The following is a 20,206-nucleotide window of genomic DNA, read 5'->3' as shown; positions in this document are numbered from 1 at the left end:
ATGGGCGGCATGATGTAACATGCCTCTCTAACCCCTTAATGCTTTAAGCGTTTCGGGTTAGTTGGTATAGTTAATTGTATGATATGACATACTTTTGACATACTTTCTAACCCGAATTTTTATTTCTTACACTATCCATGAGGTTGCTGAACTTTACAGCAGCTTCTTTTTTGCGTGATTTTGTTACGTGTAGATAAACGTCTCTTGTGACTGAATCATTCTTATGTCCTAATCGTTCCATGATCTCTTCAAGAGAAACACCAGCCTCAGCTAATAAAGAGGTATGGGTATGTCTTAGGGAATGAGGAGTGAGTGATTCGTCTAACTGTGCTAATTTTAAAATTCGTTTCATTCTACGGCCGACAGTTTTAATAATCATTGGGTAACCGGGAGTTCTATTCGTGTCTACAAATATAAACCCTTGATCGTTATACTCTTTACCTTTTCTAAGCTTGTACTCATTCATCATCTTCTTAAGCGTTTTAAGTTCCCCTAAAACAAACTCATCAATTTGGATTGTTCGTTTTGAAGAATTCTTAGGTGTTAGCAATTCAAATTCCTTTATCCGGTTCTGCGGATTATAATAGGTTTTTGTAATATTGATCTCGCCGTTTGTAAAATCTATGTCAGTCCATTTTAATGCAAGTAATTCTCCGACCCTCATTCCGCTGTATGCTTTCAGCAGGAACACAAAATAATCTATATCCACGCCTTGTTCTTCTGCAACATGAAGAAAAGTAGATAATTGATCTTTTTCGAGATACTTAACTACTTCTTTTTCTGATTCCAATTCTTCAATTGTTTTCTTAACCCTAGGCAATTTAACGTATTGGGTAGGATCGCTTTGCAATATATTTTGCGCCATTGCTCGTTTGAACACCATTTTTCCAGCGCCGTTGATACCGGAGATTGTGTTGTGAGCAAAACCCTGATCCCTAAGTTGATATAAAACGTCTTGATAATGCCGTGCAGATATCTTAGACAACTCAACTGCTCCAAAAGCATTTATGAAGTGCCTAATATCATAAAATCTAGCTCTTGCGGTACTCGGTTTATTTGATTGCTTCTCATATTCTTCAAACCATTCTAAAGCAAATTCTTGAAAGGTGACCTTGCGCTCTTTTGCATATGAATTATTATTGATTTTTTTCTCGACTTCGGCCGCAGCTTCCTTACAATCACTTTTCTTCTTGAAACCACCCTTAGTAATATACTCACGTTCTCCGGTTACAGGGTTTTTATATAGAACTTGATAGGTCCAAGTTTGTCCTCTTTTTCGAAAAGAAGCCATGTAATTCACCCCTTTTAATCTAATGTTGCCGTATAACTAATAACTTTCCCTAAAAAATTTATGTCTTCTGGATTATGGAATGTGGGTCTTAGACTTCTGTTTTCTGGCGTTAAAATAATTTTGTCATTATCAAAGAAAACTCTCTTGACGGTTGCTTCTTCGCCATTAATAAGAACTACGGCAATACTTCCGTCTGTTACATAATCTTGTTTACGAACCAAAATTCTAGTACCAGGAGTTAGTCCCGCATCGATCATTGAGCTGCCTTCAATAGTTAAGTAAAAGTATTGACCATCACCTATGTTTGATTTTCTCGCATAATCATAACCAACGATATTTTCATCCGCTAACAAGTTATAACCGGCTCTTACGGTTCCGAGTATCGGGATTTCAACCAAAGATGGTTGTTTTTCTTCTGTGTTGAGTTCATCGTTTGTTTCTTGACCGAGTAGTTTACTAATTGACACGTTCAGCAATTCAGAGATCTTAAAAAGCTTTTCGAAATCAGGTTGCCTACTATCCTCAAGCTTTGTATAACCCGATACTGTCGATTTCGCTACATTTAAGTACTCTGCTAAATCGGACGACTTCACGTTATTTTTCTTCATATAATGTCTCAGATTTTGTGCAAAAGTTTCTTTATCGTACATAACTATCACCCCGTTATATTTTCTCATAAAGTGAACTTTTTTGAAAGAAACCGGAAAAAGTTCGTGAAAAGCGTTGACTGTTCGCGTTTTATGAATTATTATAGAATTATAGGTTCGAATAAGTCGAAAAATTAGGTGTGAACTTGAAATGAGCGTATTAAAAATTCTCAGATTGCAAAATGGTTTCACGATAAAGATAGCATCTCAGAAAATCGGTATTTCGTCTACTAAATATTACGAAATAGAAACAGGCACTCAAACTGCTGATTTAGTCACAATTAATAAATTAGCTAATTTGTTCAATGTTCCTGCTGAAAAGTTGTTTGAATCAGTGAAATTCAAAGCTAAAGAAGTAGAAAAAGTAGTATAAGGAGGTCAAAAAATGGACGTCAGTTTTAAGATTGATTCAGAGGTAATGAATAGTGAAATTAAAAGCGTTGTGGAGAAAGTGGTAAGGGAAACGTTGTCGGATGTTCTCAATACGCAAACTAAAGTAATGTATACAAGAAATGATTTAGCTGAACTTTTTTGTGTGAGTGTTCAATCTGTTGACTCACACATAGTTAGCAAGCCTGACTTTCCTAAAGTTCATATTGGAAACAGAGTTTTGTATCCACATGTAGAAGTTATGGAGTGGATAAAGAGAAATACAGTACAAAAGACAATTCCGGATTTTATGAGGAGAAGAAACTTGCAAAAGAGAAAGCAGGGCTAAAATATGGAATTAACTGCAGAAATTAAAATGCGCTGCATAGCTCTTGTACAAGAGAACTATGAAAGCGGATTATCACACACTCTCATTGATCGCTCGTTTTTCCGTGACTTTGAAAGCTTAAAAAGTGTTATAGCTTTAGAACTTTACAAGCATGGTTTTAAAACGCTTAGCATACAAGGGGATTTACTTGTTACTAAATTTTAATTAGGAGACCAAAACATGGAAAAGAACTTACATCAGAAATTAGTGGAAATTAGGAAATCAATTGCATCATTAAAAAAAGATGGTAGTAGCCATGGTTATACCTATGTAAAAGGCGAGCAATTATTGACCGCAATTAAAGAAAAAATGGATGAATTGGAAGTTATTTTAATGCCCCAAGTAAACGATCAAAGTCATTCAACTTATGACTATACGACTTCAGGAGGAAAGGATAAGACCGATTTCATCGTTACAGCATCAATGCGTTATGTATGGATTAATGCGTCTGAGCCCCAGCAAACATTGGAGATACCTTGGCAATTGTTAGGTCAGCAAGACGATATATCAAAAGCATTTGGCAGCGGATTAACTTATTCTGAAAGGTATTTCTTACTTAAGTTCTTCGGTGTACCTACTGATTCTGATGATCCAGATAGTGGCGAGAACACGAAACGTATTAAAGGATCCTCTAGTTTTAATAATGGTCTAGCTTCTCAAAAGCAAAAAAACTACTTAAAAAAACTATTAGTCGAAAAACAAAAGAAGAATGGAACAACTTCAGAAATTGTGTGGAAAACACTACAAAAACGAATAGAAGTTCAAAAGTCACTTGATCAATTCACTTCACATGATGCGAGCAAAGCCATTGAGTATTTACAGGTGCATAAATAATTTCTTTCTACAACGAAGCTTCCTTGTCCCTTGTTAACACACTTTTTTTTAAAGCAATCGGACGAACTAAACATACATATAAGCAGGCTATTTGAATAAGTAGAATCCATACCAGAAGTGTTGTGCCACGTAATAATGTGGTGGGTATTTTAATAATTATATGAACGTAATTAAACGACAGTCTCGTACTATTTTAGAGAAAATGGAGGATAAACCCTTGGATCTTAAACAACACATGGAACATATATTTTATAAAGAGGCGCATCAGATCTGGCAATCCGTTCAACAGGAACAAATTCGTAAAGGTGCGGAGAAATACCCGTTGCCTTTTAATCCAGACAATTGGACGGAGAAAGATTTGCTACAGCACGCTATGCAGGAAAATGTTGATCAAGTTCATTACATGTATGGATTGTACTTAAAAATAAAACAACGGAATGAGGTTATTAAGCAGACTATAAGAAGCTTACAAACTCGTGACGAGAGTCTTTGTCTGCATAGAGACTTAATAAAGGATTTGGAAGAAATTATTTCTTCTGAAGAAAGCTAATTCAGATTTTATTAATCAAGTCCATTCTCTACTTTTCAAAAGGAGTTGTGTTTTAATCAGCGATTGGTTGCTGGCAAAAGGTAATACAGCAATCAAAGTACACTCTTATAGTCTCTACCAAACGTAAAGAGGAGTAAGAATAGAAGCACAAATTTGGAGGAGTGAGCAAGTGAAAGAATTAGTATTTATTGAAAACGGTAGAACTTTAACGGACAGCTTAACCATTGCTGAGATGTTTAGTAAGAGTCATAAAAACGTTTTAGCACATATAAAAAATCAATTAACTAAGCTATTGGAGGCTGGTGAGTCAGAATTTTCGCAGCTAAACTTTCAGCCGTCAAGTTATCTTAATCGAGGTAAGCGGTACGATAAGATTTTATTGACTAAAGAAGCATTTTCATTAGTGACGATGGCTTATGTGACTATAGAAGCTATGAAGTACAAAGTTAAATTCATTTCTAAGTTTAACGAAATGGAGAGAAAGTTATTAGAGCCAAGAGTATTGAGCGATAAAGAACAGTTAATAGCATCCATGCAGTTAACATTAGAAACTTCTAAAGAAGTAACTGCAGTAAGAAAAGATGTGGACGAGCTTAAATTGGTGGTGAACAAGAAAATGACTCTCGACTACGGGCAACAACAAGTGCTACTTAGGATGAAAAATACTCGCGTAGAGAAGTTTTGGAAACTGAATCCTCACTTACAACCAACACTAACTAAAAAGATGCTTCATGCGAATGCATGGAAGGATTTGAAAGAAGCATTCCATGTTGCTAGTTATCGTGATATTAGACAATCTGACTTGCAAAAGGCTATTAATTATCTCAATGATTGGCAGCCTAGAAACAAGTGGCTTGAAATGAAAGCAAAAAAGCGTTGTGAGAATAACGATTAAAAGAAGACGCTCTATTCAGAAAAAATGTAATAGGTAATTACTAGCAGTACAGATTTATACCAGCAATTAAATTAGGGGGGACAACACTGTGGGAATTTATCGCGTTAATAAAAATACAAACTATGTTGTCATGGATAAGAAAGCTTTACATGATGAAAAGTTAAGTTGGAAAGCAAAAGGTCTACACGCGTATATGCTTTCAATGCCGGACGATTGGCGTTTCTATAGAGAAGAATTGTCTAAACATGCAAAAGATGGAGTGGATACAGTTAAAACGGCTTTAAAAGAGTTAAGTGATCAAGGTTATTTAAAGCGAGTAAGAAAGAACGACGAAAACGGTAAACTCACTTGGGAAACAATCGTTTATGAAATACCACAACCAGAGGTGGGAAAAACACCAGTGGAAGAACCATTGGTGGATAAACCATTGGTGGAAAATCCACTACTACTAAGTAATAAAGAACTGAGTAATAAAGAATTAAGTAATAAAGAACTAAAAGATAAGACCGAGCAGAAACTTGCTCTTAAATCTTACTCTGATGATTTTGAACACTTCTGGTCGAGTTATCCTAGAAAAGTAGATAAGAAAATGGCCTATCAAAAGTGGAGAGAAGTGACAAAGAAATATTCTCCAACAGATATTATGTTCGGATTAAACGGCTACTGTAGAGATATTAAGAGGAAGAAAACAGAACCAGAGTACATTAAACACGCTAAAACGTTCCTTCATAACGAATGTTTTAAAGAATACAAAGGAGGTAGCGAGGATGTTAAGTCTAGCGGAAACCCTGAGTATGAAGGGTACAACTTCGATAAGGAATTTACCCCAAACTTCTGATAAGCGTTGTAACGAGTGTTCTCGCTACCTGTTAATCATAAATAACCAAGAACAATGTGGATACTGCTCGTTAATCAAAAAAGAAGATGAACAAATTGGCATTGAGGCACGCGAAGCGTTAGAGCGGAAAGAGCGCATGAAAGCCTTACGAATCTTCAACAAAGAAAGCATCATAAATGACCGTTTAAAACAAGCAACTTTTGAAAACTATGAACCAAACAATGAAAGTCAAGAGAAAGCGAAAGCAATCGTTAAACGCTATGTGGAGAACTTCTCGACAGACAACCCGGTTCCTTTGATGCTAAGAGGCGACTACGGTTTAGGAAAGAGCCACCTAGCGGCTGCGGCGGTTAAAGAGTTGGCCGAGAAAAACATAACATCCATTTTCATCAGCGTTCCGAAGTTGCTCACGAAGATAAAGAGTACATGGGACAAGCAATCAGAAACAACAGAAGAAGAAATACTTTCAGCACTTGAAGCAGTTGATTGTCTTGTCCTAGATGATTTAGGGGCAGAACAGACTAAGCGTGATCCAAACGGTAATATTCCGTGGAGTGTAACGAAGCTATTTGAAATAATTGACGCGAGGATCGGAAAGCACACGATTTTCACAACAAACCTAGATAATCAAGAATTACAGGAACATTTAGGACCTAGAAATTATTCAAGGGCCATGGAAGGTGTTCACCCTATCAAACTAACGGGCGAAGATTATAGACTACGAAAATTCAAGGAGGCATAAACCATGTGTAAATGTCCATTAGGTAAAAACATACCTGGGGGATGGTTACTAATCCCCTGCACGTGCAAGGAATCAGAATGTCGGTATCAGCATTATTTGAATGTGACACGACCAAGACGCGTCAAACAACTAGAAGAATTGGAGGCGAGGCTTTGTGAACAAGAACGAATCGCACATGCTTAATAAAACGTGGGCTGAACAAAAGATTAGCTTAAAAGAGGGCGCTTATGTAGCTGGTATCCAGTTCAACTATATCTGGACCAGCTGGGAGAAAGCAGAATTTAAGCGACTTTGGAAAGCGGAAAAAGGGTTAATGTTCATAGCTAACTTCTTTGATCGACGTTGGGAAGAGGTATTGGTGCTAGCGGCAGACTTAGTTGATCGAGGCGAGTTAAAAGTGAGAGAGCGAGCGTTTTTTCAATGAGACAAATTCAAGGAAAATGGTTCGATATAGATCAAGCCTTTGCTAAATATGAAGCAAATGTTGCTAAAGCGGTAAACAAACGATCAGGGCTTGCTAAGTTTCATGGATATGAATACGAGGATATCTACAACATCGGAGCTATAGGATTCGTAAGAGCTTATAAAAATTTTGATGAAGCCAAAGGCACTCCATTTGAGGCACATGTATATAAGAATGCGGAATTTGAGATCTTACGTGCGTTTAGGGACTCGAATCAATATGTGCATGTGCCAGTTACCGTTAAAGATTGCATACAGAAGATTAAGAAGATAAATAATTTTGAATGTATGAATATGGATGAACTCAAAAATGCCACTGGTGAAACAGCCTACACTATTGAACAAGCGTTGAACTGTATCAAACAAATCATAGTACCTGGAAACAAGAAAATAGGATCCGATTTCTATCAGGATCAAGAGTTAATGGAAGTGCTTGCGCCAAGTATTGAAGATGATACTGATATGATCGTTGAAGACTTCTTTTCAAAGCTAAAGCCAAGAGACTTAGAGATATTAAAGCTCTATATGGGTGATATGAAACAAAGTGAGATCGGAGCAATATTCGGATTGTCTCAAATACAGATAAGTCGCATATTACGAAAAAAAATAGCTAAAACATGGCAAGAATACGCAGAGGTGTAACGATGCAGAACCTATCAATCTCATTCGCTATGTGAAGCCAAGGAGCAGTTGAAGTGAACGAGGCGTATTTACCAACAGCTTACTACTAGTACCGACTGCAGTATGCAAATCCAAGCTGAATTGAGTCAGAAGAGGTTTAAGTATTGGTGATGCGAATTGGAGTTTATGTACGGACCGTATTAATACATTGGATAGCGAGGATTTATTAAACCACAACAAGGAGAGTGCTAAGTGTTAAGAATAAAACATAATGGTGACAACACAGCGGACATATATAAAGGCATATGCATAGTAGCTAGATTGGCGCGTCAGGCTAATGGAAGAGTGGCGGTCAAAGTACTTACAGATGGACATGACGAGATGGCAGACGATGAGCAAAAAGCGCTGTTAATTATAAAGGAGCGAGTATAGATGCTAAATAGAGTAGTTTTGGTGGGGCGCCTAACACGCGATCCTGAGCTTAAATTTTTGGGGGACGGAAGAGCGGTAGCAAACTTTACCATTGCGGTAAATCGCCCATTTAAAAACGGAAATGGCGAGCAAGAAGCAGATTTCATAAATTGTGTGGTTTGGAGGAAGCCAGCTGAAAACGTCGCTAATTTTTTAGAGAAAGGAAGCCTAACAGGTGTAGATGGCAGAGTACAGACGCGTAGCTACGACAACAACGAGGGCAAGCGTGTTTTTGTGACTGAGGTAGTAGCAGAGTCGGTGCAGTTCCTAGAGCCGCGAAATAGGCAAGATGGAGGCAATAACACGAATAACAATAGCGGTAACTATGAAAACGACCCTTTTAGTAACGACAGTAGCATTGATATTCAGAAATTTGACCTTCCCTTTTGAGCAAAAAGCGATGGAATGATGCAGTAAGGGAGCAAAGAGAGGGTCCTGCTCCTGAACCGGAGGTCAAAATGAGGCACGGACGTTGTGAATGTGGTGATGGAAGATTCAAGCTGAGAGTAGCGAGAAGCGAGTGGACAAAAACCTGTAAGGGATGCGGAGAGGAGCAAGAAGTGTGATCCATTTACCAAAGATATTTATTAGCTCATTTATTTTACTAGTAGCAGTGATTGTATATTGTTCCATTGCTCTTGCTCTAATTGGAAGAGAGGAGCGGCGCGATGGCAAAGATAAAAAGCAGAAAGACTAGCTATTACGGAAATGAATTTGACTCTAAGGCAGAAGGTGAATTCTATCTCCTACTAAGGGCGGATGAGAACGTATTAGATATTGAATTACAACCGCAATACACGCTTCTGAGTGCCTTCTCAGTACCTTGTCACCGATGTGAGGGTAAAGGAAAGGTTGAGAACCAAAAGACACTTAGAATGAACAAGTGCACTTTGTGTAGTAGCACAGGCAAGCGGATGCGCCAGCCATGGAAATACACAGCAGATTTCAAAGTGACTTATAAAGATGGAAAAGAAGAAGTCATTGACGTAAAAGGATATGCAAATGAACGCTTTCCTCTTGTGAAGAAGATGTTTGAGAATGTAATGGGTTTTGAGTTGGTTGTTTGGCAAAAGAACAATAAAAAGGGATGGGTAAGAAAATGAATGAAAAGGAATTAAAATACCTCTTCATTGCACATGAAAAGTCAATCAACTCTATTAAGAAACTGGATGAGCGAATAACGAACTAGCACCATTCGAAATAGCGATTTAGAATACTTATATTCGCAAGCAGAGCGTCATGCTTGTCGTATATCGGGTCATTTTAAAAATCTATACAAAAATACCATGAGGGCATGGCAGAAATCGCACAGGGGCAAGAATACAAAGAGATAAGTGCGGGTAGAAATGAAAGCATAGGAACAAGCGCAGAACGACAATACCTTTCAAGGATCGCTAAAGGAGGACAACTCAAGATAGCGGCAGAATACGAAGGTGAGTTTCTTACTTGGAAAGACATAGCTGGTAGTATGAAAGAGCCCCGACCAGTTTAAAGGATATGTTAAAAGCCATTACCATAGAAGGTTGGAATTAAAGTAAGTCAGCATAGTAGAAAGTAGATACCTTTACTTTGTGGAAAAATAAAAATACTTACGAATTGTTTTGTAGCCGTGAGAAAACGAGAGCACCACGATTTTCTAGAGGCAATACCATCATAGCATTATTATTTCAAGAAACTAGGGTGTTACACCATGAAAGTAAATGAAATAAAGACGGTAGAGGGGCGATTTTTTGGAATCGGTAAAATTGCAAAAAGCAACGTTTAAGCATATAGAGGCAGAGTTATATCAGTATCCTAATACTGTTAAAGAGATTAAAAAGAGACGAGTGGAACTGCTGCATCCCTACCTCGAGGAAGTGGACGAGAATCAGGGGGGAGGAGTTAACAGTGTAAGAGCAATCTCTAGACCCACTGAGCGAATGGCTACAAGACTAACAGCAGATAAGCGCCTAAGAAATCTTGAAGAGATTACAGAAGCCATTGAGTCTGTATATAGCGATTTAAACGACAAGCAAAAGGACTTTGTACGTATGAGGTATTGGAGCGGGAGGAACAACGCTTCTCCTGTGATGATTGCAATGGAAACGGATGTGAGCGAGCGAACGGTGCATAATTATAAGCGTAAAATAGTTGAAGCGATTGGAGAGAAAATAGGGTGGTTGTGAGTCTGTGTTAATCGCAGACTTTTGTTGTTCTTTTACGATTATTCTAATTGAAGTTTCGTAAATACAAGGTAAATTTATTAAGTGAGGTATGTTTTCATGCACCTTATTATCTGGTCTGAAGTATTAAGAGGTTATAAATGGTATGCTGCATGACAACCGAAGCGCTATCAAATAGACGTATGAATGATATGTAAAGTTCTTTTAGTACTAAAAAGAAAAAAGTCTGCAGTAAAATTGCAGTTTTAAAGCTTGAAAACATAATAATATGTAATTGTGGGAGAATACCCAATACGTTAATTATATTATCACAAACCGTAAGTAAGATGGCTCCTCACCCCGGCGGTCTTGCTTACGTATTTGTGGACAAACTTTATCTGCTAAAGAATGACCATAGAATTTTTATAAAAAAGAGCACCCCTAAAAAGAGGTGCTTATTCACCATATCTTTCCAGTAACTTCCGTCCTTCTTCATAATCTAAAATGTCTTGTAACGTATATATAGGCGTTTTTCCGTTATCTACATATGTTGAAGGTGTCGGGAAATCTTCATGTCTTTTAGACCAAGCATGGACTACCTTAGAGGTGACATTCCAACGCCTAGCTAAATCGGCATTAGAGAATATAGGTAAAGAAATGAGCTTCATTATCAGCGCTCCTTATTCAAATTATAAACTAAAGTTACCGCTGCTCGCACAATAAGATATCCTGCGATGAAATAAGTCACTATTGGTGTGTCAGTAGTAAGGGCAATGATTAAGATAACGCCTAAAACTAAAAACACTAAGGCGTCAATTAAAAATAGTGTGCTGGTTTTCATATTTTCGGCTACAATGTGATATACTATCAGACATAAGGTGATGAGAAGGAAGGGTTTAACCCTTCGCCTCTTCTTCTTGGTTATCAAGGGGGCGCTTGCTGGAGCGTTCCTTTTTTCGTTCCATTCGGTGTTTGTCGATGGCAATTACTATATGGACGATTAAGGAAATCCCTGTGATGGTTCCAAGTGGGAAATTTGCTAATGTGTCTAACAGCTTTTCTATCACATTTCCTCCCTCCTTTCTAATTTAATTATAACACATTTTGTAGATGTTGTCTACAAAAAGATGAACGTTTAAATAAAATAAAATGATTCAAGTGGAAGTAATGATTCTGTTAATGATGAAGCTAAGATGTTTTATTTTAAAACAGTACTTCATTTGAAGAATAAACATATAAAAAGAGGACTACCTTACGAGGCGGTTCTCTTTTTGTATGTTACTAAAATATCTTGATGAAAAAATAATAAATCCAAGGTTTTATCTATTTTTGGATAGAGTGTATTAACCCAACTCTTGACTCTAGTAACTGTGGTCTCTTTAGTTGACTCAAATTTTTCCATACTACCAATTTGGGCTAATTCTCGTTGGGTATCACTTGTGAGCTGTTGCCTTTTAATTGACGTTTAACCGTTACTAACTCTGCAAGTCTGCGAAGAGATTTTAAAGCTTCTCACTTTGATTTGGTTGTAACCGGTAACTCTAGCATTGTTATGCGAGTTTTCACCTCCTTTCATGGTCGGAGGTATGTAAATCAAGTTTAACAAGATGCTAATTAGGTGGCTTTAGCTTTTTAGATAAATTAGATAAGGGGGTAGGGGTGTATGTAGATGGCAAGACAGAGAGATCCTAGAAGAGAAGAGGCGTATGAAATATGGAAAGCGACTGGAAAGCCGCTTAAAGAGATTGCAGAGGAGCTAGATTGTTCTCCTTCTCAAATACGCAAATGGAAGAGTCAGGACAGATGGGGGAGCAATGGTAACGTTACTGATGGAAAAGAGAGCGTTACTAAAAAGAATGCACCTAAGAAGAAACCTAGTGGAAACCGGAACCCAATGAATCAATTTACCAAACGGAACGAGGCAGCTAGGAAACACGGCTTGAGATCAAAGTATTTTAACGAATCACAAAGAGAAATCATGCAGGATTTTGAAGGGTTTACTATATCAGATCAATTGTGGATCCAAATAGAGATTACTTTTTCTGCAATCATTCAATTGCAGAAAATTATGTGGGTTGAGAGTCGGAATGACACTTTGATTGAAGAGTCGACAGTTTCTGAAAGTGAGGGTGGTTCATCAACATCCTTTAAAGTTATGTATGCACATGAACAGTATGAATCTTATATAAAAGCGCAAACGCGTGCAATGGCTGAATATAGAAATTTGATAAAGCAATTTACAAAAATGGCTCATGAAAACGATGAGCGACTTTTGAAGCTTGAGCAAATGCAATTGAATGTTAGCAAGACGAAAGCCGAAGTGAATCTCCTTTCCAATGAGCACGAAAAGTACGAAGACGATGGCTTTATTAATGCGATAAAGAGTGCAAGTGAGCAGGTGTGGAATGATGAAAAAGTATAAGCCTGCGCTATTCGAATTTAAGCCATTCAGTACAAAGCAACTCAAGGTATTAATGTGGTGGCAAGATGCTTCGCCTTTCAAAGATAACGATGGCATTATATGCGATGGGTCTGTCCGAGCTGGCAAAACGGTCGTGATGTCTCTCTCTTACATTATTTGGGCTATGGAGACGTTTAACGAGGAAAACCTAGGCATGTCCGGTAAGACTATAGGAGCGCTTAGAAGGAACGTAATAACGCCTTTAAAGCGTATGCTCAAGTCGAGAAAGTACCACGTTAAGGATCATCGTGCAGAAAACTATTTGTCCATATCATTCAGAGGCAAGACGAACTACTTTTATATCTTTGGTGGTAAGGATGAAAGTAGTCAAGACCTAATCCAAGGTATTACGTTGGCAGGTATGTTTTTTGATGAAGTGGTACTAATGCCCGAATCATTCGTTAACCAGGCAACCGCTCGTTGCTCCATCGAAGGTTCAAAGATGTGGTATAACTGCAACCCAGCGGGACCACATCATTGGTTCAAGCGTAAAGTATTAGATGAATTGGACAAAAATAATCTATTGCACTTGCACTTTACGATGGATGATAATCTTTCGTTATCTGAGCCAATTAAAGAGCGTTACAGGCGAATGTATTCTGGTGTATTTTACCAGCGATACATATTAGGATTATGGGTATTGGCAGAGGGTGTCATATACGATATGTTCAGTGAGGTAACCCATTCGGTACCGACAAAAAAGCGTTGGTATAGTGAATACTATGTTTCCATTGACCGTGGTACACAAAACCCAACAGTATTTGGCTTATGGGGTAAATCAACTGGTGTATGGTACAAAATCAAAGAGTATCACCACGAAGGACGTACAGCATTTAAACAGAAGACCGATGTACAATATGCTGATGACCTCATTAAATTTATAGGCAATCGTAAAGTCAACGGTGTAATTGTGGATCCTTCAGCAGCTAGTTTTATTGCTGAGATAAGGAACCGTGGATTATACGTAATTCTAGGTAAAAACGATGTAGCAGAAGGGATTGGAAATGTAGCAAATGCACTAACAAGAAAGCTCATTCTATATAACGATTGTTGCAAAGAAACGTTTCGCGAATTCTCTTCTTATTCTTGGGACAAAAAAGCGAGCGATAAAGGGAAAGAGAAACCGATTAAAGAGAACGATCACCACTTAGATGCTGATCGTTATTTTGTGAACACTATTTTATTCGGTCAAACCGATGCGAAAGCTGTTCCATCTATTTATTAGGAAGGAGTGAAACCTTTGGCAGTTCGATCAACTATTGTATATAACATGAAGAATATAAAGCCAGAAGATGCTGTGCAACATCTTGTTGAAAAACACAGTCCAGCACGTCAAGTGTTGATGGGTTTGCATAAGCGATGGGACCAAGAGAATGTAGAGATTTTGTCTAGACAGAAGCCAGAAGGAAAAGCAAATAATCGTCTACCACACGACTATCGTGGCTATATTATCAGTCAAGTTATAGGCTATCTTTTTGGTAATCCCATCTCTTATCAGTATGATGACCGGCGCGAAGAAATTGACGACAAAAAGGCAATAGATATTAATAAAGAGTTGAGCGACTTTATTACGTTAAACGCTATGGATGATTTAGACATGGAGAATGCAAAAATGTCTTCTATAACAGGTTACGCTGGTCGATTAGCGTACTACAATGCAAATAATTCAGAAGATGACGTAAAAATACGCTTGATTAATATTCCTTCATGGGAATGTCTATTTGTTCAGTGGAGAGGGAAAATTACTCATTCGTTACGATATATGGTAGAGAAAGATTCAAATGGTGAAAAGATTACGTATGCAGAATTGTATGATGAAACGAACGTTACGTACTTTAGAGGCAATAACGATAATCATTTTGTGTTAGACCCAGAAGAAGTAAGTGGAGCGCATAATTTTGATAGCATGCCTTTAATCCTTTTTAAAAATAATGAAGAGGAACGCGGTGACTTTGAAAAGGTGGAGTGCCTAATAGACGCTTACGACAAGATGCAATCTGATACCGTAAATGAACTTGAGACATTTGCGAACGCATATATGTTCTTCAAAAACATGAATATAGATAAGGAATTCATGGAAAAGCTACGTCAAACTGGTGGCATACAAGGAAACGGTGATAGTGAAGCGCAATTCATTACAAAGCAAATAAATGATACTTTTATTCGAAATGCCAAACAGGATTTAAAAGAGGACATTCATAAGTTCTCTCATTCTGTTGATATGTCTGATGAAAAGTTTTCTGGTGGATCACAGAGCGGCGAAAGTCGAAAGTGGAAACTAAAATCCCTTGAAGATAAGGCGGGTATTAAGATCCGAAAAATGAGTAAAGCCTTTCGCTATCAGTTTAAAGTTATTTGTAGTGCGTGGGACATTAAAAAGAAGCTTGGTGCCAATCATCTTGACTTCTATTGGACGTTTAAAAGAAGTGTACCTATTGACCTAATTTATATCGCTGATTACATGAATAAGACAAAGGGTGCTCATTCCACTAAAACGATGCTTGAACAAATTCCTTATATTGATGATGTTCAATTTGAATTAGACCGCATGGAAAAAGAGGCAACTGATTTATATAATGGTCGAGTTCATTTAAGTAAGACTGGTGCAGCTTATGGTGAATCTAATGAAGGAATTCAACTTTCATAAGAGTAAAGAGGTAAACTGATCGAGACTTTACCCGTGGGGCTCTAAGCTTTGAAATGCTTGAAAAAAACTGTTGAACTTACTTGCCAATGAAACTAGCGTTCAATAAATAAAAAACACTCATTAGAGTGTTTTTTATTTGACCTGTCGGAAGTCTTTAAAAGACGAGAATACCATGAACTTGTTAGGGGCGTTTATGCAACTAACTAGGGCTAGGAGGAAAAAATGAATAATGAAGCTAAAACAGTAAAATTACGCTTACCGATGAACATTCAATATTTTTCTGATGAAGGTGCTTTACCAGCTAGTCAGGGTGGCAATTTGGAAATAGAGCCAAGCACTGGAAGAAGTGGAGGACAGCAAGTAGGGGGAGCAGGTGGAAATGAACAACCAGCGCTCACACTGGATGCGGTACAAGCTTTTTTAAATGGGCAAGAATCAGGTAAAGCGTGGCTTCAATCGTTTGCTGATGGTCGTGTGACGGACGCAATAAAGACCTACGAATCTAAGACTCTTCCAAAAAAACTAGATGAAGAGATCGCTAAACGTTATCCACCTGAAACAGAAGATCAAAAGAAGATGCGAGCCCTACAAGAACAGCTTGATAACATGGACAAGGAAAAGAAGCATGAAAAAATGCTTAATTACGCGCTAAAAGAAGCTGGTAATTATGGTATATCAGGTGATATCGTAGAGCATTTTCTTGGAAAAACGGAAGATGAAACAAAAGCAGCATTAATGAAATTATATGATGTCATTGAAACTCGTGTAGAAGCGCAAGTAAACGAACGTTTAAAAGGGGCAGCACGAAGTCCAAAAGATACAACAGCAGCAGGGGATAAGTTAACGATAGGAAAATTAAAACAAATGACGACTAGGGAAGTAGCGAAGCTTGATCCAGAAGAAGTTAATCAGGTACTTAGTCAAAAATAAGGAGGAAACGTATTAATGTCTTTACAAAATTTTATTCCGACTGTGTGGAGCGCAAGATTATTGCAATCACTTCAATCAACATTAGTTTTTGCGCAACCAAATATCATTAATCGAGATTATCAAGGTGAAATCACAGCTGCAGGTGATACTGTAAAAATTAACACGGTTGGCAATGTTACAATTGGTGACTATACAAAAGGGCCAATGGGTGATCCGGAGGAATTAGATGATGAAACACGGTTGTTGAAAATCACTGAATCAAAGTTTTTTAACTTCCAAGTAGATGATATTGATAAAGTGCAACAAACACCAAAAATTATGGGACAAGCGATGCAGAATGCTGCTTATGGGCTTGCTCGAGCAGCTGATACATTTGTCTCTAGTCACTATGTTGATGCGGGAATTACGATAGGTTCTGATTCTAGTCCTTGGGAAATTTCTCAAGCTGCAGAAGCCTATGAAATGTTGGTTGATCTTAGCGTAGCTTTAGATGAAAATAATGTGCCGCAAGAGGGGCGTTTTGTTGTAGTTCCGCCTTGGTATGAAGGAATGATGCTTAAAGATGATCGGTTTGTTGCTGGTGGAACACTAGACTCTGAAAGTCGTTTAATGAATGGTCAAATTGGTTCTGGCGCAGGCTTTAATATTCTAAAATCAAATGCTGTACCTACTATTGGAGCAAGTGATGGTGTAGAAGCAAATTCAAAAATTATTGCTGGTCACAAAATTGCTTGGTCATATGCTGAACAGATTAATCAAACAGAAGCATATCGACCGGAAAATCGCTTTTCTGATGCTTTAAAAGGATTGCATACGTATGGTGCAAAAGTGATTCGTCCTGAAGCATTAGCTGTCTTAAGTGCCAAGCGTCCTTCACGTCAACAATAAAAGGAGTGTTTACGTTTGAGTAATTGGATTCGCAATACTAAGTCAAATAAGATCTGGTTTGTTGATGAGGAACAGGCCGAGAGATGGTTAAAGGAAGATCATATTCAGTTATGTTCTGGTGATTCAAGCCAAGTAAAAAAGGTTGAACAGGTAAAAAAGGGTAACTTTGCTATAAAATCGTTAAAAGCGCTCCAAGCAGAAGCGAGAGAAATAGGTGTCCCGAATTATTCTTCCATGAATAAACAACAGCTTGAAAAAGCGATCGGTGATGCTGATGGAGCTGAATGATTTAAAGCGACGAATGAATAAGTCTTTAGAAGAACATTCAAAAGACGATTTTTATAGATATGCTTTAAAAGATGCAATTGATTATGTTCAGACGAAATGTCATCAAGACTTTAAAAACTCTGAGGGAATCATTACCCTTCCTGGAGGGGTAAAACGAGCTGTGGTGAAGTTGGTTAAGTTAGCTGAACAAAAGCCTAATGTACAAGCCATAAGTATTTCTGGTGCTGTATCAGAATCTTATTTCTCATCTAGTGATTATGATGTTGTTAAGTTCGATTTAAAACCATACATTAAGGCGGTGTTTTTTTAATGGATGTGTCAATAAATGACAAAAACAACATTCCACATATCATAAAAAATCTAGGAAATGGTCTTACACTAGAACTAGGTATTTTTGGTGAGAATGCTAATAAAGTAGCTTCAGGATCAGCCATAACAATTGGTAGTTTGGCTGAGGTTCATGAGTATGGTGTATCTATTAAGGTAACAGAAAGTATGCGCAACTACCTTCACACTCAAGGCATTCACTTGAAAAAGGGGACAACACATATTAACATCCCTGAACGCTCTTTTATCCGTGGTGGTTGGAATGAGCACGGAAAAGAAATTGTCGAGAAGTTAGAGAACCTATTCCTTCAAGCGTTTCATAGAGGTGTAAATTTTAACAAACTTGCTGATGAAATTGGTCTAGAAGCGAAAGGGAAGATGCACAAGTATGCTCTTGACTTGAATAAGCCCCCTAACTCTTCAGGCACAATCGAGCAAAAAGGTTCTTCAAACCCACTTGTTGACACTGGTAGAATGGTTCGGGCAATAGACTACAACATAACGAGGAAAAGGTAATGATTATTACAGAAGAATTAATTAATAGTTACAGCGTATCTTTTAAGGTGATCTTACCGTCAACTGGTTATCATGACCAACATAACGGTGGTAGATGGGTACCTGGTCTTGATGGTCCATCACAGCAAGCTGAGGGCATGGTTATCCCCTTAAAAAGCAATTTGATATACGATTCAGGTGGTAAGCTCACAACTGAGGATAGGCAGTTGGTTTGTCTTTTTAAACTCAAAAAAGGTGATATATGTATGGTGAAGGATAAAAAGTACACCGTTTTAGAGGAAACCGATTGGAGCGAATACGCTGATTATTATAGATACACGCTAAAATATAGTAGTCAGAGTAAATAGGAGGTGCACTAGTGGAGCACATAGACATTATAAATGCTATCATCAAGCTCATTTATAAACGAACGGGCTTATTTGTCGTTCCATCAGGCACTGTAGGAGACAAGCCTGATTACCCGTATGTCTCATACACTATCACCTCACCCTATCTGGCTGTTCATAGAGGCGTTGAGCACGAAGGGATGTTTTCAGAGCAATGGGAGTGCGTTGTTTCGCTTCTTTTCCATGTTAAAAATGATGCACTTGAAGCGATGGGGTTATCCAAAGCAATCGCACAATACTTTAAAACACAGCCTGCACAACAGTTTCTTAGAGAGCATGGAATAGTATGGGTAAGTAATGATGGTTTCGGAAATAGAGATACATTTCTTACTGTTTCCATGGAAAGGCGTCATGGCTTTGATGTGAAGCTTAGAACCTATGAAACAATACAACACACGACAGCTAGTGATTTTGAAACAATAGAGAACATTGAAACTTAAATTACAGGAGGTAGACCATGTCTATTAACGACGTAACAGTAGTAATTGATATTGAAAGACCGGCGCCTATAGAGGGGTTAGGAACACCGCTAATTCTGCATAAATCGGTGAATCAAGCTTTTCCATATAGAGAATTCGGTAGTTTGGAAGAGGTAGCAAAAGATTATAGTGATTCATCAGAGGTGTATAAGAAAGCATCATTCGTTTTTAATCAAGGATCGACTGCGCCAAATAAGCTAGCGATTGCTTCATACGGTAGCGAGGAAGAAGAGGAAGAGCAACAGCAACTAGCGTTTAACGCCAGAAGTATTCGAACAATCTCTGATGCTCTGGACGCATTTTATTACAAAGGATGGCACTTTCTTCACTTAGTGAACGCTACTACGCACGAAACAAAGATTGCTGGTGATTACATCGCAAATAAAGATTTTAAGTTCTTGGCTGTGGAAGCAACCGAATTTACGGAACTTGCGAATCATAAAGGGCAAAATCGAACAATCTTATTCTATCATCCAGTCGAAAACGAAGCGGCTAGCGCGGCTCTTATTGGTTCTGTCGGATCCTTAACTGTTGGATCGGTAACGTATAAGTTTAAGAAGTTACAGGGTCTGACGCCTCAAGACTTTGATGCAAATGATTTAAATCAAATTCATGATGCAGGAGCGCTTGCGTATGTAACCAAAGCAGGTGATCCACAAACATCAGAAGGAAAGACTGCAAGTGGAGAATACATTGATGTCTTGCACGGAAAAGACTGGATTAAAGCGAACATGGAGACACGTATTCAGAGAGTGTTATCAACATCTAGCAAAGTGCCATATACAAATGACGGTATTAGTTTGATTGAGGTTACGGCAACTGATGTACTAAATCTGGCAACAGAAAATGGCATTATTGCAAAGGATACGGACGGTATAGCCATGTATACAGTTAATGCTTTAGGTCGAGATGAGGTTAATGACAACGACCGTGCAGACCGTATTTATAAAGGGTTATCATTTAATTTTGATTTAGCGGGTGCTATCCACGAAGTATCAGTTCGTGGTTTAATCCGTATCTAACAAGGGAGGTTAA

At 38.0% G+C, this 20,206-nt stretch carries 29 protein-coding genes; 25 read left to right on the top strand and 4 right to left on the bottom strand.

The window, feature by feature from the left end:
• Positions 1 to 106: 106 nt before the first annotated feature.
• Positions 107 to 1,291, bottom strand: a complete 1,185-nt coding sequence (locus tag E2L03_RS20085; RefSeq protein ID WP_134260336.1) for a site-specific integrase — start codon at positions 1,289 to 1,291, stop codon at positions 107 to 109.
• Positions 1,292 to 1,305: 14 nt separating this feature from the next.
• The gene (locus E2L03_RS20080) at positions 1,306 to 1,941 is read right to left on the bottom strand and encodes a LexA family protein (protein WP_166740397.1); all 636 of its coding nucleotides are present in this window, start codon (positions 1,939 to 1,941) and stop codon (positions 1,306 to 1,308) included.
• 148 nt (positions 1,942 to 2,089) lie between these two features.
• Between E2L03_RS20080 and E2L03_RS20075 the strand changes: the two genes are divergently transcribed.
• The 14 genes from E2L03_RS20075 to E2L03_RS20010 all read left to right on the top strand — a co-directional run bounded on the left by E2L03_RS20075 (position 2,090) and on the right by E2L03_RS20010 (position 10,273).
• Positions 2,090 to 2,311 carry a helix-turn-helix domain-containing protein gene (locus E2L03_RS20075; RefSeq protein WP_134260332.1) on the top strand — a complete coding sequence of 74 codons (222 nt, stop codon included), beginning with the start codon at positions 2,090 to 2,092 and terminating at the stop codon, positions 2,309 to 2,311.
• A 12-nt stretch (positions 2,312 to 2,323) separates the two neighbouring features.
• Positions 2,324 to 2,656, top strand: coding sequence for a helix-turn-helix domain-containing protein (locus E2L03_RS20070; protein ID WP_134260330.1), 333 nt, complete (start codon positions 2,324 to 2,326; stop codon positions 2,654 to 2,656).
• A 3-nt stretch (positions 2,657 to 2,659) separates the two neighbouring features.
• A complete protein-coding gene (locus tag E2L03_RS20065) occupies positions 2,660 to 2,860 on the top strand; it encodes a hypothetical protein (protein ID WP_134260328.1) in 201 nt (66 codons plus the stop codon).
• 15 nt (positions 2,861 to 2,875) lie between these two features.
• On the top strand, positions 2,876 to 3,529 hold the full coding sequence (locus E2L03_RS20060; protein ID WP_134260326.1) for an ERF family protein: 654 nt from the start codon (positions 2,876 to 2,878) through the stop codon (positions 3,527 to 3,529).
• Positions 3,530 to 3,746: 217 nt separating this feature from the next.
• Positions 3,747 to 4,079: a hypothetical protein gene (locus tag E2L03_RS20055; protein WP_134260324.1), complete on the top strand. Its 333-nt coding sequence runs from the start codon at positions 3,747 to 3,749 to the stop codon at positions 4,077 to 4,079.
• 169 nt (positions 4,080 to 4,248) lie between these two features.
• Positions 4,249 to 4,974, top strand: coding sequence for a Rha family transcriptional regulator (locus E2L03_RS20050; protein WP_134260322.1), 726 nt, complete (start codon positions 4,249 to 4,251; stop codon positions 4,972 to 4,974).
• 88 nt (positions 4,975 to 5,062) lie between these two features.
• On the top strand, positions 5,063 to 5,812 hold the full coding sequence (locus E2L03_RS20045) for an LvrA C-terminal domain-related protein (RefSeq protein ID WP_134260320.1): 750 nt from the start codon (positions 5,063 to 5,065) through the stop codon (positions 5,810 to 5,812).
• The gene (locus E2L03_RS20040) at positions 5,769 to 6,554 is read left to right on the top strand and encodes an ATP-binding protein (RefSeq protein WP_166740395.1); all 786 of its coding nucleotides are present in this window, start codon (positions 5,769 to 5,771) and stop codon (positions 6,552 to 6,554) included. The genes E2L03_RS20045 and E2L03_RS20040 overlap by 44 nt, the downstream gene beginning before the upstream one ends.
• Positions 6,555 to 6,708: 154 nt before the next feature.
• On the top strand, positions 6,709 to 6,978 hold the full coding sequence (locus E2L03_RS20035; RefSeq protein WP_134260316.1) for a hypothetical protein: 270 nt from the start codon (positions 6,709 to 6,711) through the stop codon (positions 6,976 to 6,978).
• Positions 6,975 to 7,658, top strand: a complete 684-nt coding sequence (locus E2L03_RS20030; protein WP_134260314.1) for a sigma-70 family RNA polymerase sigma factor — start codon at positions 6,975 to 6,977, stop codon at positions 7,656 to 7,658. The genes E2L03_RS20035 and E2L03_RS20030 overlap by 4 nt, the downstream gene beginning before the upstream one ends.
• Before the next feature lie 411 nt (positions 7,659 to 8,069).
• Positions 8,070 to 8,498 carry a single-stranded DNA-binding protein gene (gene ssb, locus E2L03_RS20020; protein WP_134260310.1) on the top strand — a complete coding sequence of 143 codons (429 nt, stop codon included), beginning with the start codon at positions 8,070 to 8,072 and terminating at the stop codon, positions 8,496 to 8,498.
• 172 nt (positions 8,499 to 8,670) lie between these two features.
• Positions 8,671 to 8,805 (top strand): hypothetical protein, encoded by a 135-nt coding sequence (locus E2L03_RS20895; RefSeq protein WP_276338680.1) that lies wholly within the window; start codon positions 8,671 to 8,673, stop codon positions 8,803 to 8,805.
• Positions 8,777 to 9,211: a DUF1064 domain-containing protein gene (locus E2L03_RS20015; RefSeq protein ID WP_134260308.1), complete on the top strand. Its 435-nt coding sequence runs from the start codon at positions 8,777 to 8,779 to the stop codon at positions 9,209 to 9,211. The genes E2L03_RS20895 and E2L03_RS20015 overlap by 29 nt, the downstream gene beginning before the upstream one ends.
• Positions 9,212 to 9,838: 627 nt before the next feature.
• Positions 9,839 to 10,273, top strand: a complete 435-nt coding sequence (locus E2L03_RS20010; protein WP_134260306.1) for a DUF722 domain-containing protein — start codon at positions 9,839 to 9,841, stop codon at positions 10,271 to 10,273.
• Positions 10,274 to 10,704: 431 nt separating this feature from the next.
• On the opposite strand, the gene E2L03_RS20005 is transcribed toward E2L03_RS20010, so the two are convergent.
• Both E2L03_RS20005 and E2L03_RS20640 read right to left on the bottom strand, forming a co-directional pair.
• Positions 10,705 to 10,917, bottom strand: coding sequence for a hypothetical protein (locus E2L03_RS20005; RefSeq protein ID WP_134260304.1), 213 nt, complete (start codon positions 10,915 to 10,917; stop codon positions 10,705 to 10,707).
• Between the two features lie 228 nt (positions 10,918 to 11,145).
• Complete coding sequence (locus E2L03_RS20640) at positions 11,146 to 11,316, bottom strand: hypothetical protein (RefSeq protein WP_166740394.1); 171 nt, start codon at positions 11,314 to 11,316, stop codon at positions 11,146 to 11,148.
• 602 nt (positions 11,317 to 11,918) lie between these two features.
• Between E2L03_RS20640 and terS the strand changes: the two genes are divergently transcribed.
• From terS to E2L03_RS19950, 11 genes are all read left to right on the top strand, one after another.
• Positions 11,919 to 12,671 (top strand): phage terminase small subunit, encoded by a 753-nt coding sequence (gene terS, locus E2L03_RS20000; protein WP_134260302.1) that lies wholly within the window; start codon positions 11,919 to 11,921, stop codon positions 12,669 to 12,671.
• Positions 12,655 to 13,935: a PBSX family phage terminase large subunit gene (locus E2L03_RS19995; protein ID WP_197196497.1), complete on the top strand. Its 1,281-nt coding sequence runs from the start codon at positions 12,655 to 12,657 to the stop codon at positions 13,933 to 13,935. The genes terS and E2L03_RS19995 overlap by 17 nt, the downstream gene beginning before the upstream one ends.
• A gap of 15 nt (positions 13,936 to 13,950) precedes the next feature.
• A complete protein-coding gene (locus E2L03_RS19990; RefSeq protein WP_134260300.1) occupies positions 13,951 to 15,357 on the top strand; it encodes a phage portal protein in 1,407 nt (468 codons plus the stop codon).
• Positions 15,358 to 15,579: 222 nt separating this feature from the next.
• Entirely contained in the window at positions 15,580 to 16,287 is a 708-nt protein-coding gene (locus tag E2L03_RS19985) for a DUF4355 domain-containing protein (RefSeq protein ID WP_134260298.1), read from the top strand.
• Between the two features lie 15 nt (positions 16,288 to 16,302).
• The gene (locus E2L03_RS19980; protein ID WP_134260296.1) at positions 16,303 to 17,175 is read left to right on the top strand and encodes a phage major capsid protein; all 873 of its coding nucleotides are present in this window, start codon (positions 16,303 to 16,305) and stop codon (positions 17,173 to 17,175) included.
• Between the two features lie 15 nt (positions 17,176 to 17,190).
• The gene (locus E2L03_RS19975) at positions 17,191 to 17,463 is read left to right on the top strand and encodes a Rho termination factor N-terminal domain-containing protein (RefSeq protein ID WP_134260294.1); all 273 of its coding nucleotides are present in this window, start codon (positions 17,191 to 17,193) and stop codon (positions 17,461 to 17,463) included.
• Positions 17,450 to 17,773, top strand: a complete 324-nt coding sequence (locus E2L03_RS19970) for a head-tail connector protein (protein WP_134260292.1) — start codon at positions 17,450 to 17,452, stop codon at positions 17,771 to 17,773. The genes E2L03_RS19975 and E2L03_RS19970 overlap by 14 nt, the downstream gene beginning before the upstream one ends.
• Entirely contained in the window at positions 17,773 to 18,306 is a 534-nt protein-coding gene (locus E2L03_RS19965; protein ID WP_134260290.1) for a hypothetical protein, read from the top strand. Before E2L03_RS19970 ends, E2L03_RS19965 begins: the two co-directional genes overlap by 1 nt.
• Positions 18,306 to 18,653, top strand: coding sequence for a hypothetical protein (locus E2L03_RS19960; protein WP_134260288.1), 348 nt, complete (start codon positions 18,306 to 18,308; stop codon positions 18,651 to 18,653). The genes E2L03_RS19965 and E2L03_RS19960 overlap by 1 nt, the downstream gene beginning before the upstream one ends.
• Before the next feature lie 11 nt (positions 18,654 to 18,664).
• Positions 18,665 to 19,132, top strand: coding sequence for a phage neck terminator protein (locus tag E2L03_RS19955; protein WP_134260286.1), 468 nt, complete (start codon positions 18,665 to 18,667; stop codon positions 19,130 to 19,132).
• 17 nt (positions 19,133 to 19,149) lie between these two features.
• The gene (locus tag E2L03_RS19950) at positions 19,150 to 20,193 is read left to right on the top strand and encodes a DUF3383 family protein (protein WP_134260284.1); all 1,044 of its coding nucleotides are present in this window, start codon (positions 19,150 to 19,152) and stop codon (positions 20,191 to 20,193) included.
• Positions 20,194 to 20,206: the final 13 nt, after the last annotated feature.

Origin of the sequence: Shouchella oshimensis (assembly GCF_004375095.1) — a bacterium.
GTDB classification, from domain to species: Bacteria; Bacillota; Bacilli; order Bacillales; family Bacillaceae_D; genus Shouchella; species Shouchella oshimensis.
The sequence above is the reverse complement of the archived record's forward strand: the minus strand, read 5'-3'. Positions and strand labels throughout refer to the sequence as shown.